14 protein-coding genes are annotated in these 13,523 nt (G+C 59.0%); 3 read left to right on the top strand and 11 right to left on the bottom strand.

Going from position 1 to position 13,523, the window contains the following annotated elements; genetic code table 11:
- Positions 1–7: 7 nt before the first annotated feature.
- Positions 8–1,258: a serine hydrolase domain-containing protein gene (locus FHT75_RS32125; RefSeq protein ID WP_183845488.1), complete on the bottom strand. Its 1,251-nt coding sequence runs from the start codon at positions 1,256–1,258 to the stop codon at positions 8–10.
- Between the two features lie 191 nt (positions 1,259–1,449).
- Between FHT75_RS32125 and FHT75_RS32120 the strand changes: the two genes are divergently transcribed.
- The 3 genes from FHT75_RS32120 to FHT75_RS32110 all read left to right on the top strand — a co-directional run bounded on the left by FHT75_RS32120 (position 1,450) and on the right by FHT75_RS32110 (position 5,020).
- Positions 1,450–2,349: a LysR family transcriptional regulator gene (locus tag FHT75_RS32120; RefSeq protein ID WP_097596148.1), complete on the top strand. Its 900-nt coding sequence runs from the start codon at positions 1,450–1,452 to the stop codon at positions 2,347–2,349.
- Between the two features lie 697 nt (positions 2,350–3,046).
- Positions 3,047–3,283, top strand: coding sequence for a helix-turn-helix domain-containing protein (locus FHT75_RS36550; protein WP_409527377.1), 237 nt, complete (start codon positions 3,047–3,049; stop codon positions 3,281–3,283).
- Positions 3,284–4,000: 717 nt separating this feature from the next.
- A complete protein-coding gene (locus FHT75_RS32110) occupies positions 4,001–5,020 on the top strand; it encodes a DUF4105 domain-containing protein (RefSeq protein ID WP_183845487.1) in 1,020 nt (339 codons plus the stop codon).
- A 757-nt stretch (positions 5,021–5,777) separates the two neighbouring features.
- Here FHT75_RS32110 and FHT75_RS32105 read toward each other — a convergent pair.
- The 10 genes from FHT75_RS32105 to FHT75_RS32060 form a co-directional block, all read right to left on the bottom strand.
- A complete protein-coding gene (locus FHT75_RS32105) occupies positions 5,778–6,815 on the bottom strand; it encodes a Gfo/Idh/MocA family protein (RefSeq protein WP_183845486.1) in 1,038 nt (345 codons plus the stop codon).
- 16 nt (positions 6,816–6,831) lie between these two features.
- Positions 6,832–7,281, bottom strand: coding sequence for a type II 3-dehydroquinate dehydratase (gene aroQ, locus FHT75_RS32100; protein ID WP_097596145.1), 450 nt, complete (start codon positions 7,279–7,281; stop codon positions 6,832–6,834).
- Positions 7,282–7,309: 28 nt separating this feature from the next.
- Complete coding sequence (locus FHT75_RS32095; RefSeq protein ID WP_183845485.1) at positions 7,310–7,678, bottom strand: 5-carboxymethyl-2-hydroxymuconate Delta-isomerase; 369 nt, start codon at positions 7,676–7,678, stop codon at positions 7,310–7,312.
- A 25-nt stretch (positions 7,679–7,703) separates the two neighbouring features.
- Positions 7,704–8,579 carry a shikimate dehydrogenase gene (locus tag FHT75_RS32090; RefSeq protein WP_183845484.1) on the bottom strand — a complete coding sequence of 292 codons (876 nt, stop codon included), beginning with the start codon at positions 8,577–8,579 and terminating at the stop codon, positions 7,704–7,706.
- 12 nt (positions 8,580–8,591) lie between these two features.
- Positions 8,592–9,314 carry an amino acid ABC transporter ATP-binding protein gene (locus FHT75_RS32085; RefSeq protein ID WP_183845522.1) on the bottom strand — a complete coding sequence of 241 codons (723 nt, stop codon included), beginning with the start codon at positions 9,312–9,314 and terminating at the stop codon, positions 8,592–8,594.
- A 64-nt stretch (positions 9,315–9,378) separates the two neighbouring features.
- Positions 9,379–10,218 (bottom strand): transporter substrate-binding domain-containing protein, encoded by an 840-nt coding sequence (locus FHT75_RS32080; RefSeq protein WP_183845483.1) that lies wholly within the window; start codon positions 10,216–10,218, stop codon positions 9,379–9,381.
- Between the two features lie 51 nt (positions 10,219–10,269).
- Entirely contained in the window at positions 10,270–10,920 is a 651-nt protein-coding gene (locus tag FHT75_RS32075) for an amino acid ABC transporter permease (protein ID WP_097596141.1), read from the bottom strand.
- An 11-nt stretch (positions 10,921–10,931) separates the two neighbouring features.
- Positions 10,932–11,600 carry an amino acid ABC transporter permease gene (locus FHT75_RS32070; RefSeq protein WP_097596140.1) on the bottom strand — a complete coding sequence of 223 codons (669 nt, stop codon included), beginning with the start codon at positions 11,598–11,600 and terminating at the stop codon, positions 10,932–10,934.
- Between the two features lie 76 nt (positions 11,601–11,676).
- Complete coding sequence (locus FHT75_RS32065) at positions 11,677–12,507, bottom strand: sugar phosphate isomerase/epimerase family protein (RefSeq protein ID WP_183845482.1); 831 nt, start codon at positions 12,505–12,507, stop codon at positions 11,677–11,679.
- On the bottom strand, positions 12,508–13,242 hold the full coding sequence (locus FHT75_RS32060) for a GntR family transcriptional regulator (RefSeq protein ID WP_183845481.1): 735 nt from the start codon (positions 13,240–13,242) through the stop codon (positions 12,508–12,510).
- Between the last annotated feature and the right edge of the window lie 281 nt (positions 13,243–13,523).

Below are 13,523 nucleotides of genomic sequence, written 5' to 3'. Positions count from 1 at the left end.
GAATGGATCAGGCGAGGCCGTCGTATAGGCCGCGCTCGAATGTGCCGTAGAGCTTCACGACCTTTTCGTCGTAGAACGGCAGAACCTGGGTGAAGACGGCGCCGGTCACCTTCCGGACCGGATCAAGCCAGAAGTAGCAGTTGAGCAGGCCGGCCCAGGAAATGCTGCCTGCCGACCGACCGTTCGAACCGGGCAGGGTGTTGATGTCGAACGAATATCCCCACTTGTGGGGCTCACCGGGAAACTGGTCGAAGCTGCGGGAGTAACCGGGCTGGGCCGTCGTCACGGCGTGCACGTCGAGGTCGCCGATCTGGTTGCGCATCATCGCGGCGACCGTTTCAGGCTTCAGCACCCGCGCACGCCTATGGGTGCCTCCGTTGAAGGCCATGTAGTTGCGCGGCGTGCTGAAGGCGCCTCCGCCGCCCATGAAGAATTCCGGCCGCTGGGGCATTTCGAAGGGCGCGGGTGTCAGTCCGCCGTCGGCGTTCCGGTTGTGGAAGGTGGCGACCCTGGCCTTCTGCTTGCTGCCGATCAGGAAGCCTGAATCTGTCATGTCGAGCGGGGCAAAGATGTTCTCGCGGAAATAGACCTCCAGCGACTGGTCGCTGACCGCTTCCACCAGCTTTCCGACCCAGTCCATGCTGATGCCGTATTGCCAGCGTTCGCCGGGATCGAATTCGAGCGGTGCCAGGAAAGCACCGTTCTGGCTGGTCGCGATGTCCGGTATTCCTGTAACCTGCTCGTAGCGGATCAGCGCATCGCTCCAGATTGAATGGGTGAGCAAGTGCCGCACCTTGATGGCCCGCTTGGCCGGACGCAGGCGTGGCTGGCCGTCACCGTCGAAACCCTCCAGCACCATCGGATTGGCGAGTTCCGGCAGATATTTCGCCGCATCGTCCTCGGGATCGATCCTGCCTTGCTCGATGAGTTGCATGCAGGCCGTGGCGGTGAAGGCCTTCGTCATGGACAACAGCCAGAACACCGTATCGGCCCGCATCGTCGCTCCGGTCACTGTACTGGCCTTTCCGAATGTCCCTTCGTAGATCATGCCGTCCGGTCCCGCGGCTGTGGCAACGACTCCTGCCATGGTCCCGTCGCGAACGGCCTGCTCCATCGCCATGTCGATCTTTTTGAACTTTCCGGACCGCGCTTGCGGTTTGGCTGCCAGCGCATGAACCGGCGTATTCGCAGCGACTGTACCGGCTGCGAGCAAGAGGCCGCCGCGCGCCAACAGGCTTCTGCGTGAGATCGCACTCATGGATGAAGTCCTTCTCTGCATGGCCGGAGATTTCCGCGGTTCCGGCATGCCGCTGGCGCCGTCCGGGCGCTGAGGAAGTATTTATGGGACGAACAAAGATGATTCACACGCATTAAAATCAAAGGTAAGATGATTTCAAATCATCATAATAAGACGGTCGGCGAAGACCGACCTTGCGACGGAGAGAGGGCATGAGTTTCGACACGCGGCTGCTGACCGGGGTCGGCGTTTTCGGGGCGGTGACGGATGCGGGCAATTTTGTGCGGGCCGCGGATGTTCTCGGTCTCACGCCATCGGGGGTCAGTCGTGCGGTAGCGCGGCTCGAACAACGCGTCGGCGTCAGATTGTTTGACCGCAATCCGCGTGAGGTTACGCTGACGGAAGAGGGCGCCCGCTTCCATGCAAGGATAATGCCGTTGCTGGCCGGGCTGGAGGAGGCGGCCTCCGAAGCCGCCGGTTCGGCGGTATTCGTCGGCGGGCGGCTCAGGGTTTCGATCGATCCCTGGTTCGCGCGCATGGTGCTGGCGCCGAGGATCGGTGAATTTCTGGCGCGCTATCCCGCTCTGACGCTCGATCTAACCACCAGCAACTATCGCGAAGAGATGATGAGCGGCGCGGATGTCGCCGTGCGGTTTGGTCCTCCGGACGAATCGTCGCTGATCGCGCGCAAACTGCTAGACGTACCGGTGCTGACGTGTGCCGCCCCAGGCTATCTTGACCGGCACGGAGTTCCAGCCACGCCCCATGACCTGATGCACCACGATTGCATCCTCTTTCGCGACCCGCAGACCGGGCGACCGTTCACCTGGGAATTCCAGGGGGATAACGGCGCCTTCGAGATCAGGGCGGCGGGGCGGTTGGTCATGGACGATCCCTCCGCTGCCGTCGCGGCCTGTCTGGCGGGGCAAGGCATATTCCAGAGCTTTGCCATCGGTCTCGACGAGTGGCTTGAGAACGGGGCGCTCACGACGATCCTGACGGAATGGTCCTACGAGCAGTTTCCGCTGTACGCCTATCATCCGTCACGCCACATGCCGCCGGCCAAGGTGCGGGCTTTTCTGGATTTTGTTCAACGAATCGTGGCGACGTAGCGCGGGAGCATTCTTGCCACCTCGCATGTTTGGTGTTGCATATCGGTCGCATGAGCCGGCGGGGAGCGGGTCAATCACCGAGCTCACGCGTTTTCCTAGCTGCCAATAGTGGCCAAAGGAGAACTGAAATGGGTATTGCCTAATACGATCCTCGCGCATTGGGCCGTCCGGGATGGAACGCCGGCCGAAAGGTCGGCGTCAACTGGCGATATCAAGTGGTCCTTGAATAAATGAATGGTGCACGGAAACGTCGTGTACCCCCGCCTTTTAGAGAAGGTCAGGGGCACGATATTCACATGACGACGTTGCCAGAAGAGCCGGCGGCGAGGCACGCGATTACTTGGCTCCTGCTGCAGCCTCGATGACTGCGGCGACTTCTGCGGCATGCGACGAAGGGACTGGCTTATTTTATGATGATGGAAGCTCAGACCGTGCATCCTGGCTCCTCCGCACTGCCGGCCGTGATCCACATTGAAAAGTCGGACGGCCAGACCGGCGGATGGCTTCGTGATGATCTCCCGGCTCATCGACGTGTTGATCATCCGGTTCATTCGAACCTGGGCACAGAGCAAAAACGCGGGTGATACCGGATGGCTGGGGGCGTTGGCGGACCCCCCGTATTAGCCGTGCCCTCAAGGCCATTCACGACGACCCGTATCGCAAATGGAGCGTCGCCGATCTTGCGCGCGCGGTGGGAATGTCTCGGTCCAGCTTTGCAGAACGGTTCACTTCGTTGGTGAAGGAAGCGCCCTTGTCGTACCAGAACCGGTGGCGGCTCACTCTTGCACATGGGCTCATGCGGCATGCCAATGCGCGTGTCAGCGACGTTGCCAGAAGGATCGGTTACGAATCTGAAGCAGCCTTCAGACCAGCGTTCAAAGCTCAGTTCGGGATTCCTCCGGCGAGTGTCCGATCAGCAGATCCGCAGCCCTAGTTGTCTCTGTAGCGTTCACGAGCGTGCGTTACCTCGGCCCGGTGTTGCAGGGTCCAGGCGTGCAGCGCACGGAGTGGTGCTTCCAGTGTGCGACCCAATGTCGAAATTTCATAGGCAACGGCGATAGGCTGACAATCCGCCGAGGGCTCAACCCGATGATGCGGTTTCACGAGAGGCTTCGCGCATCATCTGAGCTCGTGCACGTAATGGGCCTACCGCAGCAGGAACAGCACGGCGCTCGTTACCAACATGCTGACCAGGAAATAGGGCGCGTTCACCATCGTGTAGTAGAACAGATCGGCCGAATATGTAGCACGAAGGTTACAATCTCGATAGCCCTGCGTGAAAGCCACCTTACAAGGAGGTTGTCGAGTCCCAACTCGTGAAGGTCTTGCACATCCGTTCTCAAAAGTCGCAAATTTTGATGGCGAACTGTATCTATTTGAGAAATCCGCCCTGGTTACCAGCTAGTTGAGGCCACATGGCTCAGCGCTCCGTCTGGCTCCTTTCCGCCGGGCATTGGGAACTTCGAATGTCGTCGTAACCTCGTCAACGGGGTGCCAGTTGGCACCGTCGGTCACGCCAGCGGAATTCAAGCCACACCAAGATGGAGGATCCGACGGCCTGTCGCTTCGGATAGGTTCTGGGCTTCGAGCCCGGAAACCGATAGGGTCCCATGATCAAGACGGACGCTTCAAACTCGTTTGGAAAAGCAAAATGGTTCGACCGGCCCGTGCGATCGTCATTGCAGTGCTCGTGTTGCTTGTTGCCTTTGCATCGGCCTGGTCGTCGCTCGCGCTTTGGTACCGTTTGCCGTTGCCCGATGTCGGCAGGCAAGCCAGCGCCATCTTGTTCGGGCTTTTTGGCGCCTCCGTCGTCGTGGCGCTCTTTGGCAGACGGCGCATTCGTGCGGTCCTCGCGTTTGCGGCCGCGTTCGTCCTGGTTCTCGTCTGGTGGAGCACGATCGAACCGCCGGCAAATGGAGCGTGGGCTCCGGACGTCGCACGTCAGGTCACCGGCGAATTCGACGGTGATATGTTGACACTGACAAATGTCCGCGATTTCGAGTGGCGCAGCACCACCGACTTTAAGGAACGATGGACGACGCGCAGTTACGTCCTGAACAAACTGAAGAGCGTCGACATGTTCATGTCTTACTGGTCAGGTCCGGCCATCGCGCATGTCATCATGAGCTTCGGCTTCGACGACGGCCGCTATCTGGCGTGGTCCATCGAAGTGCGTCGCATTTCAGGAGGTTCGTTCTCACCGCTGGCAGACCTCTTCAAAAACAGTCCTCTGGTCATCCTCGCCGCGGACGAAAGAGATGTGATCGGCCTCCGCTCCAATTTTCGCGGTGAGGACGTGCAGATCTACCGCCTGAAGGCGTCGCCGGCAGCTGCGAGGCTTCTTCTGCGCGAGTACGTCTCCGACGCAAACGCGCTCGCGGTCAAGCCCGCCTTCTACAATTCGCTGACGACGAACTGCACGACGACCATCATCAAGATGATGCGTGTCGCAGGCGACGCCGTGCCGATGGACTGGCGCCTCGTGGTCAACGGATACCTGCCGGAATACGCCTATGACCGTGGCGCGCTGGACACCTCGGTTCCCTTGTTGCAACTTCGGTCGGCCGCACACATCGCTGCAAAGGCGCACAACGACGGTCTTTCGCCGATGTTTTCGCAGGCCATTCGTGTCGGCGTCCCGTCGCCAGAGGGCGCGTTGTTGAAGCGTTGAGCAAGCAAAACGGCTAGGCAGCAACATAATGCCTCCAGAGATTTTGACTACGATAGGCGCTGCTTTTCGGGCTTTTCGTATTCGGCTCAGCACTATGGGTTCTTATCGCACGACACAGATAGCCCCTTGGTGATTTGCCTCGGGGACGTACGGCGGGTTACTTATGCTATTGTGGCCCTGATCTCATGCGGCTCGAGAATTTCGAACCGACCCTACCGGGCAAGGGCGAAGTGGCCGTCAAGGTTAAGATCGCTGCCACCAATCCGATTGATTGGAAGTTGCGCCGGTCAGATGAAAATCGTGACGGGCAAGACATTTCCCCGTGCGATGGGCATGGAATCCGGTACGATCATCAAGCCTTATCGTCTGGTTTGATATAGTATTATGCATAACTAAGTCTGATGATGCGCTTCTATATATCATCAACTGCGCCGCTCAGCGAGTACAATTAAACGGACCCGGTGCAACGGCCTTGAGTCCAAGTTGTAAGCACCTTTGTTTTCGTAACTTCCGTAAAATTCTAAGGTACTTACAGCAAGGTCCATGCCACCAAGCAGATTTCTTCTGCATCCGCCATTTCAAATCCATAGCTTAAGCATGATTGCCGGAAGGTCTTCAGTTCATATCTTTTCAAGGCGAGCATTTCCCTGCCGATCAGTTACAACCCGGAGGGTCCTTCTCAGCAGTTCCGCGGATCCGACTCCAACCCGCCGATCGTCTTCATAGTGCTTCAACAACCCGGCGCGTTGGGTTGTCTCTATCCTAGAACGACGCGCTCGCCACTTGCCGCGGATTGTTTGACGGCCAAAATGACCTTTAGTGTGTTCAGCCCTTCGCGCCCGCTGACCAACGGCACTTCTTCATCGCGGATCACCTTGCAGAACTGCCGAATCTGTAGCTCCAGCGGGTCTTCGTACTGGACGGCGACGCGGCGCTTTTCGAACGGCTCCCACCAGCTACGTTTTATGCCGTTCTTCCACACGTCGAGCGCAGGGATAGTCAGGGACCCGCGGGTCCCTCCGATCAAGTAACATGACTCTTCCGTTTTCGGGTAGACTGGGTTTTCACCCGTCGTCATCTCCCAGCTCCAGGGTGCGACGACGGAGTCCGAAACGGACGCTGTGGCAAGAAGACCGCTTGCGAATTCCATCAGGATCACCGAGGTCTCTTCGACGGCGTTGCCGCGGACGGCACTGGATTCGCGCGCCTGGACGGCAACGATGTCGCCAAAGAAGTAGCGCAGGTTGTCGACGTCGTGGATCAGGTTGAGGAAGACCGGGCCGGCCCCGGCCTGGCGCCGCCATTCGATGTCGAAATAGTCATCCGGCTTGAACAGCCAGAACATCGCGTTGGCGACGAGGATGTGGCCAAGCTCGCCGCTGTCGATGATCTCTTTCGCCTTCTGGATCATCGGATTGTGGCGGCGATGGTGGCCGACCAGAAGCGGAACGCCGGCGGCTTCCGCCGCACCGATCAGCTTTTCACCGGCCGCGACATCGTCGGCAATCGGCTTTTCGATCAGCGCCGGCACCCCGGCGGCAACGGCTTCGAGACCGTTGGTGACATGGATTTGGTTGGGCGTCGCGACGATGATGCCGTCGGGACGATCCGTCTCGATCATTGCCGCGAAGCTCGGAAACCATTTAGCGCCGGATTCCCGCGCGATCTGCTGCCCTAACGGCATCGGATCGACGACGGCCAGGAGTTCCGCCTGCGGCTCGGCAAGTATGTGCTCGATATGTCGCTTGCCGATCAGGCCTGCGCCGAGCACCGCAAGCCTTACTTTCCGTTCCATGCCGGCCCCTTTCGCGTCACTTCTTCTCGGCCGACATGATTAGGCTTGCCACCCGGCGGATCGCTAGCTGATAGCCTTCGGTGCCAAGACCGGCGATCACGCCATCGGCGCGGTGCGAGACGAAGGAGTGATGGCGGAAGGCTTCGCGCTTGTGGACATTAGAGATATGCACCTCGATGACCGGCTGTTCGAAGGTATTGAGTGCATCGAGAATCGCAACGGAGGTGTGGGTGAAGGCGGCCGGGTTGATGACGATGCCGGCGCCGTCCTCACGCGCTTCGTGGATCCAGTCGATGATCTCGTATTCGCGGTTACTCTGGTGAAAGCGGATGTCGTGACCGAGTTCAGAGGCGAGCCGGCGGCAATCGGCCTCGACATCGGTGAGCGTCTCGTGGCCATAGATATGTGGCTGGCGCTTGCCGAGCAGATTGAGGTTTGGGCCATTTAGGACGTAGATGAGGCTCATACTTGTTCCTTTCAAATTGCCGGAATGGTCACGGCAGCGTTGTCTCGTGGATTGCAAAATCGGGATCGGACTGGATGAGATCGGCACGCAGGGCGCAGCGCCCCTCGTCAAGTGCCGGACGTACGACGCCATCGGCTGCGTCATAGACCGTCTGCAATATTGCCCGTTTTTCGTCAGGCGTACGGCCGGGCGCGATCCGCAAGATGATCTGCAGGAACTGATTGTCGGGATGCTCGTCGGCAACCAGCGAATGGGTGGCCTCGCGGGCAAAAGTGCGCACGGCATTTGGCTTGACCGCGCCGCTTTCACGCACGCTGCGATGAACGGCCTTCACCAGCGCCGGCACGTCCATACGTCTGCCGGCTCCCTCGCTATATTCGATTACGATATGGGGCATCGTTTTCTTCCTTCGCCAGCCTGGATCAGGAGGCTCGGCACAGTTCGTTGAAATGGGTGCTCATGCGTTCGGCGTCCGGTTCGATACCGCTGAAGAGCTTGAACGCCGCTGCCGCCTGAAACACCGTCATTCCGCCACCGGGCAGGGTGCGGCAGCCAAGGCGGGTTGCAAGCGCCAGAAGCTCGGTCATGAGCGGCATGTAGACGATGTCGGCGACCCAATGATGGGGCTCCAGCCAACTTTCCTCGATCGGCAGGCCCGGATGGTTCTTCATACCCGTTGGTGTCGCATGGATGAGCCCATCGGCGGTCCGCAGCGCTTCGCCGACATCGGTGATCGCGAAGGCGCGTTCTGCGGAAAAGCGACTGTTCAGATCCCCCGCCAGCTTGCTGGCGCGTGCACTATCCTGATCGAAAATCGCGAGACGCTTGATGCCGAGTTTCATCGCGGCATGTGCCACCGCGACGCCAGCGCCGCCGGCGCCCAGAAGGACAGCCCGATGCCGCGGAACATCAGGAAGACCGCGCCGAAAGTTTTCATAGAAACCGTACCAGTCCGTGTTGTGACCGGTCCGTCTTCCATCCTTGAATACGACCGTGTTGACGGCGCCCAGCATGAGCGCGTCCTCGGACATATCCGTCAGATGTGGAATCACCGTCTGCTTGCAGGGGTGGGTGATGTTGCTGCCGGCAAAGCCGCGCGCTTCCTCTTCCGCAAGGAGATCAGGCAGGGCGGTGGCCGGAATGCCGCGCTCCGCAAGGTCGAGGAGTTCATAGCGATAGTCGAGGCCCTGAAGCAGGCCTTCGCGCTCGTGCAGAGCAGGGGATTTCGACATCTGGATATCCGCGCCGATCAGTCCCACCAACACAGCGCGCTTCATCGTTTCGTTTGAAACAGTCATGTGCGGATCGCCTTAATGATGGGCCAGGATTTCGCCGAGGAAGGCTTGGGTGCGCGGATGCGACGGATTGCGAAAGAAGGTTTCCGGCGGCGCTTCTTCGACGATTTCGCCAGAGGCCATGAAGATCACGCGGTCGGCCACCTGCCGGGCAAAGCCCATTTCATGGGTGACGCAGATCATCGTCATGCCGTCCCTGGCCAGACCGATCATCGTGTCGAGCACTTCCTTGACCATCTCAGGATCGAGCGCACTGGTCGGCTCGTCGAACAGCATGGCCTTCGGCTCGATGCAGAGCGCCCGTGCAATCGCAACGCGCTGCTGCTGTCCGCCGGAAAGTTGGGCGGGGTACTTGTCGGCCTGATCGAGAATGCGGACACGTTCGAGATATTCGCGGGCGATTTTCTCGGCATCCACCTTGCTGGTGCCCCGAACCCGCATGGGGGCGAGTGTACAGTTTTCTAGAATGGTCATGTGCGGAAACAGGTTGAAGCTCTGAAACACCATGCCGACTTCGCGCCGGACGGCGTCGATCGACTTGCTGCTGTCATTCAGCTTTGTCCCCTCGACCGTGATCGTGCCTTTCTCGATTTTCTCGAGCGCATTGATCGAACGGATCAGCGTGGATTTGCCGGATCCGGACGGTCCGCAAAGGACGATTTTCTCGCCTTTGCGGACCGTAAGACTGATGTTCTTCAACGCATGGAATGCGCCGTACCATTTATCCACGCTTTCCATCGAGAGAAACGGGCCTTGAGTGTCAGCGGCGTTTGGCACGGCGATCTCCTGCGTAGAACATGCATCAGTTGATGGTGAAGGGGATGTTCGGAATGGATTCGGGGAACTTCGGAACGTCCACTTTCATCCACTTCGCATAGACTTTGGCGTGCTCGCCGTTCGCCATGATCTTGTCGAGGAAGGCGTTGACGGCTTCATTCCAGTCCTTCTCGCCGAGTCGTGTTCCGACGCCATTGAATGTCGTGAGGAAATCGATCTTGCGTTCATATGTACCGGCGCTGGCTGCTTCCAGACGGTCGAGGTAGAACTGATTGCCACCGACCGCCTGCACCTGGCCGGAAAGCAGCGCCTGGATGGAGGCGGCATCATCGTCGAAGCGCCGGACGGTCGCCGTATCGCCGACAGCGGTGGTCACCGCCTTATCCTGCGAGCTTGACTTTGGAACGCCGATCTCCAAGCCTGCGAGATCGCCGATTTCGGCCATCTTCTTGTCCTTCGGACCATAGAGCGAAATCGTGTTGCCCGCATACGGCTTGCTGTACTGGATGGACTTGGCTCGTTCCTCGGTCATCGCCATTGTGGCAAACAGGATATCGACCTTGCCGGTGACAAGTGCCGGGATGCGATTGGCGACCGCGAGTGGTGAGAACTCGACCTCAACGCCCAGTTCCTTGGCGAAAAGCTTGGCGATATCGGCGTCGAAACCGTCCTGAACGCCGCTCGAATTGACGAAGCCCCAGGGTGCGTTGTCGCCCTGAATGCCGACGACGATCTTGCCCTTGGCTTTGACCTCCTCCACTGTCGCGGCCTGGGCAGACATCGGCGATAGCCATGGGGCGACTACCAGAACTGCCGCTGCGAACAGAATTCTACGGCGCTTCAGGCCGGTATTAATGCTGATCATTACCTTCTCCTCCTTGGTTGATAGAGCTTTTGTGTTTTTTGGATTGCCAACTTACCGGGCGGCCTTTGCCATCCGATTTTCGAGCCGGGTCCCATAGAGAGACAGGGGCCAGCAAATGATGAAGTAGATCGCGCCGACGATGCCGAAGATCAGCAGCGGCCTGTAGGTCTGATTGGAGACGATCTGTCCGGCGCGGGCGAGTTCGATGAAGCCGACGATGGCGGCAAGCGATGTCCCCTTGATGAGCTGGACGAGGAATCCGACGGTTGCCGGCAGGGAAACCTTGAAGGCCTGCGGAAGGATCACGTCCTTCATCCGCGAGATATAATGGAGGCCCAGCGCATTTGCGGCTTCAGTCTGGCCCTTCGGGATTGCCTGGATGCCGCCGCGCCAGACCTCGCCGAGAAAAGCGCTGGCATGCAGCGTGAAGGCGATGGCGACGGCCGCCCATGCCTCGACGCTGATGCCGACAAGTGCGATCCCGTAATAGACCACGAACAGCTGCATCAGCAGGGGTGTACCCTGAAAGACGGAGATATAGCCCGCCGCCGTCTTGCGGAGCGCGGAATGTGCAGACGTCCTGGCAAGCGCGATGATCAGTCCGAATATGCCGCCACCGATGAAACCGATCGCAGATAGAAGTAGCGTCCACTTCAGGCCCTGCAGGAGGAAAAGCATTTCGTTTTGGCCGATAACACTCATTGTCCTGCTCCTCACCGCACCGGATAGCTGAAGAAATGCCGCGAAATCAGCGCAAACAGCCCCATCATCATCCAGGAGATGACGAGGTACATGAGCGTGATCGTGAAATAGACCTCGAAGCTGCGGAACGTATCGGACTCGATGATCTGTGCGACGGAAGTCAGCTCGTAAGCCGCAATGGATGTGCAGACCGATGTGGTCAGCGTCAGCATGATGAACTGGCTGGTCAGCGAGGGATAGATAGCCCTGAGCGCCGGCTTCAGGACGATGAGGCGAAACACCTGCGCCTTGTGCAGGCCGAGCGCGAGCCCGGCTTCAACCTGACCCTTGTGGATGCTGTCGACACCGCCACGAATAATTTCGATGGCATAGGCGCCGCCATTGACGGCGAGCGCGATGATCGCCGTGGCGGTGGGATTGAGGCGAATACCCATCATCGGCAAGGCGAAGAAGATAAAGAAGATCTGCACCAGGAAAGGAGTATTGCGGACCACTTCGACGAAGGCGATGACGGCCGAGCGCAAGGGACGGATATTCGATGTCCGGGCGGCAACGCCGATCACGCCTACCACCAGCGCCAGCGACATGCCGGCCAGCGCAAGGCCGATTGTGGCCAGAGCCCCCATCAGCAGGTCGGGCATCTTTTCGAAGACAACGCTGAAATCCAGCACGTAGTTCATGACAATATCTCTCTCCCGTCGACGGGCTCCTCTGCCTGTCTCCGTGTCGTATTAGCTGTTGCGCTGTTGCTCGTGTTTAGCCGGTCAACGCACGGGTGGCATCGTAAAGGTGACGCAAATGCTCCTCGGGTGTCTGGCTGGAATGGATAGGAACCTCCACCGAGACGGCAGCGACTGCCGGCAACACTTTTATCAGGCTGGCAATGGGAAGCTCGCCCAACCCTGGGGCGAAACGTCCCGTTCTGGCCTCGCTGACCATTTGATCCGCCGTCGTCGGCGCGGGTCCACGGGCGTCGCAGAGCTGAATGCTCCTGATCATGCCTTGAGGGGCAGAAGAGACATCCTCGGCTTGGCCGCCATTGCGGAAGAAGTGCAGCGCATCGACCAGCACACCGGCATTGTCCCTGCACGATCCCTGCACGATCGACAGGGTGTCGTCAAAGCTGGCAACAGGGCGCCAGCCCATGTTCTCCAGATCGACGCCCATACCGAAGGTGGCCGCAAGGTCGCAAAGCGCCGCGAAACTGGCGACAAGGCGCTCCCGATCCGGGTCGTCGCCGCAGACACTGAGACGTCGCGCACCAAGCGCGCTTGCTGCTTCCAGCACTGACGTCAGAGCAGCGGCATGGAAGTCCGGTCCGATGACTACGAATTCGATGTCGTAGAGCGAGATCCCTTCACCATCCAGACGGGCTTTAACGTCACGAGTTGCGTCGCTTCCGGTCGGCAGCTCATAATAGGGAGCGCCGGGAAATGCCGGATGAAGGCGCAGGCCAACCGACGAAAAGCCGGCTGCGGCGGCAAGCGACACAAATTTCGCCGGCTCGACATCAATCGCTGAAAAATGCGCGATCCCCAGCGACGGCGCTGAAATCCTGGCTGGTATTGTTTCCCGCGGCGTCTCCATTCAGGCAATTCCCTTTTCAGCGAGATGCCGTCGCAGATTTGTGCCGGTACGATGGATGTGCTCGCGCAGCCGGTCGCAGGCATAGTCCATATCCCGCGCCACTGTTCCTTGCGCGATTTCGCTATGTTCAACGCTGACATTGCGGTCGCCGGATGTGCGGGTGAGAAATGTGCGCCGATAGCGGTCGTTCAAGTTCAGCATGGTCTTGCAGAAACTGAGAAGCAGCGGCTTCCGGCAGCCCGATATCAGGGTGAGATGAAACTCCCGGTGGACGGCTTCCCACTGTTCAAGCGTTTCGGGTCTTGCCGCATCCCGTTCCGTGCGGTTCAGGCGGTGCAGCGCACGCATGACATTGCCTTCCCAATCGACATCGCCGACGCGCATAGATTCCCGCAACGCATATGTTTCGAATTCCTCGCGCAAACTGGTGATCTCTTCGAGGTTCGACAGCGAAACGGGCGACACGCGGTAGCCGCGATTGTCTTCGAACTCGACAAGTCCATCCGAAATGAGACGCGCCAATGCCTCTCGCAAAGGGCTGAGGCTGACGTTAAAGCTCTGTTTTGCCCGGTCGAGATTGATCTTGCTGCCAGCCTCGAGCTGGCCGGAAATAATCGCCTCGCGCAATCGCGACACCAACTGGCTGGCGATGGTATTTTTGCCGTCATCTAGAAAGGACGACGTTGCCGCCTCCGCGCCGCTTTCCACAATGGGGCTGCCAGGTCCTGATTGCAATCGACATCCTCCCAGGTGGTTCCGCCGCCTTTTCAGATCGCGGAACTCATTATCGATGATCCGTATAATAAACGATGATTCCTGTCAACAGCTTGATGAGGGTTGGCGTCGATCTTCGGATCGCACACGATCACATCCGGATTTTATTGAATAATATCAAATACATGTTATTGAATTTTAAGCGGCCTACGCTCATCCCCTTAAAATATCCTGCATTTCGTGGAGGTTTGGCTTGACAAATAATCGATGATTTTTCAAAACAAGCACGCCCAAGGGAGGTG

It is taken from the genome of Rhizobium sp. BK112 (assembly GCF_014193215.1).
Taxonomy (GTDB): Bacteria; Pseudomonadota; Alphaproteobacteria; order Rhizobiales; family Rhizobiaceae; genus Rhizobium; species Rhizobium anhuiense.
The sequence above is the reverse complement of the archived record's forward strand: the minus strand, read 5'-3'. Positions and strand labels throughout refer to the sequence as shown.

Bases quoted from the DNA above. Each gene is read 5' to 3' on its own strand.
- FHT75_RS36550 (WP_409527377.1), top strand. From the start codon at position 3,047: ATGTCTCGGTCCAGCTTTGCAGAACGGTTCACTTCGTTGGTGAAGGAA.
- FHT75_RS32105 (WP_183845486.1), bottom strand. From the start codon at position 6,815: ATGGAACGGAAAGTAAGGCTTGCGGTGCTCGGCGCAGGCCTGATCGGC.
- FHT75_RS32085 (WP_183845522.1), bottom strand. From the start codon at position 9,314: ATGGAAAGCGTGGATAAATGGTACGGCGCATTCCATGCGTTGAAGAAC.
- FHT75_RS32070 (WP_097596140.1), bottom strand. From the start codon at position 11,600: ATGAACTACGTGCTGGATTTCAGCGTTGTCTTCGAAAAGATGCCCGAC.
- FHT75_RS32095 (WP_183845485.1), bottom strand. From the start codon at position 7,678: ATGCCCCATATCGTAATCGAATATAGCGAGGGAGCCGGCAGACGTATG.
- FHT75_RS32110 (WP_183845487.1), top strand. From the start codon at position 4,001: ATGGTTCGACCGGCCCGTGCGATCGTCATTGCAGTGCTCGTGTTGCTT.
- FHT75_RS32080 (WP_183845483.1), bottom strand. From the start codon at position 10,218: ATGATCAGCATTAATACCGGCCTGAAGCGCCGTAGAATTCTGTTCGCA.
- FHT75_RS32075 (WP_097596141.1), bottom strand. From the start codon at position 10,920: ATGAGTGTTATCGGCCAAAACGAAATGCTTTTCCTCCTGCAGGGCCTG.
- FHT75_RS32125 (WP_183845488.1), bottom strand. From the start codon at position 1,258: ATGAGTGCGATCTCACGCAGAAGCCTGTTGGCGCGCGGCGGCCTCTTG.
- FHT75_RS32120 (WP_097596148.1), top strand. From the start codon at position 1,450: ATGAGTTTCGACACGCGGCTGCTGACCGGGGTCGGCGTTTTCGGGGCG.
- FHT75_RS32065 (WP_183845482.1), bottom strand. From the start codon at position 12,507: ATGGAGACGCCGCGGGAAACAATACCAGCCAGGATTTCAGCGCCGTCG.
- aroQ (WP_097596145.1), bottom strand. From the start codon at position 7,281: ATGAGCCTCATCTACGTCCTAAATGGCCCAAACCTCAATCTGCTCGGC.
- FHT75_RS32090 (WP_183845484.1), bottom strand. From the start codon at position 8,579: ATGACTGTTTCAAACGAAACGATGAAGCGCGCTGTGTTGGTGGGACTG.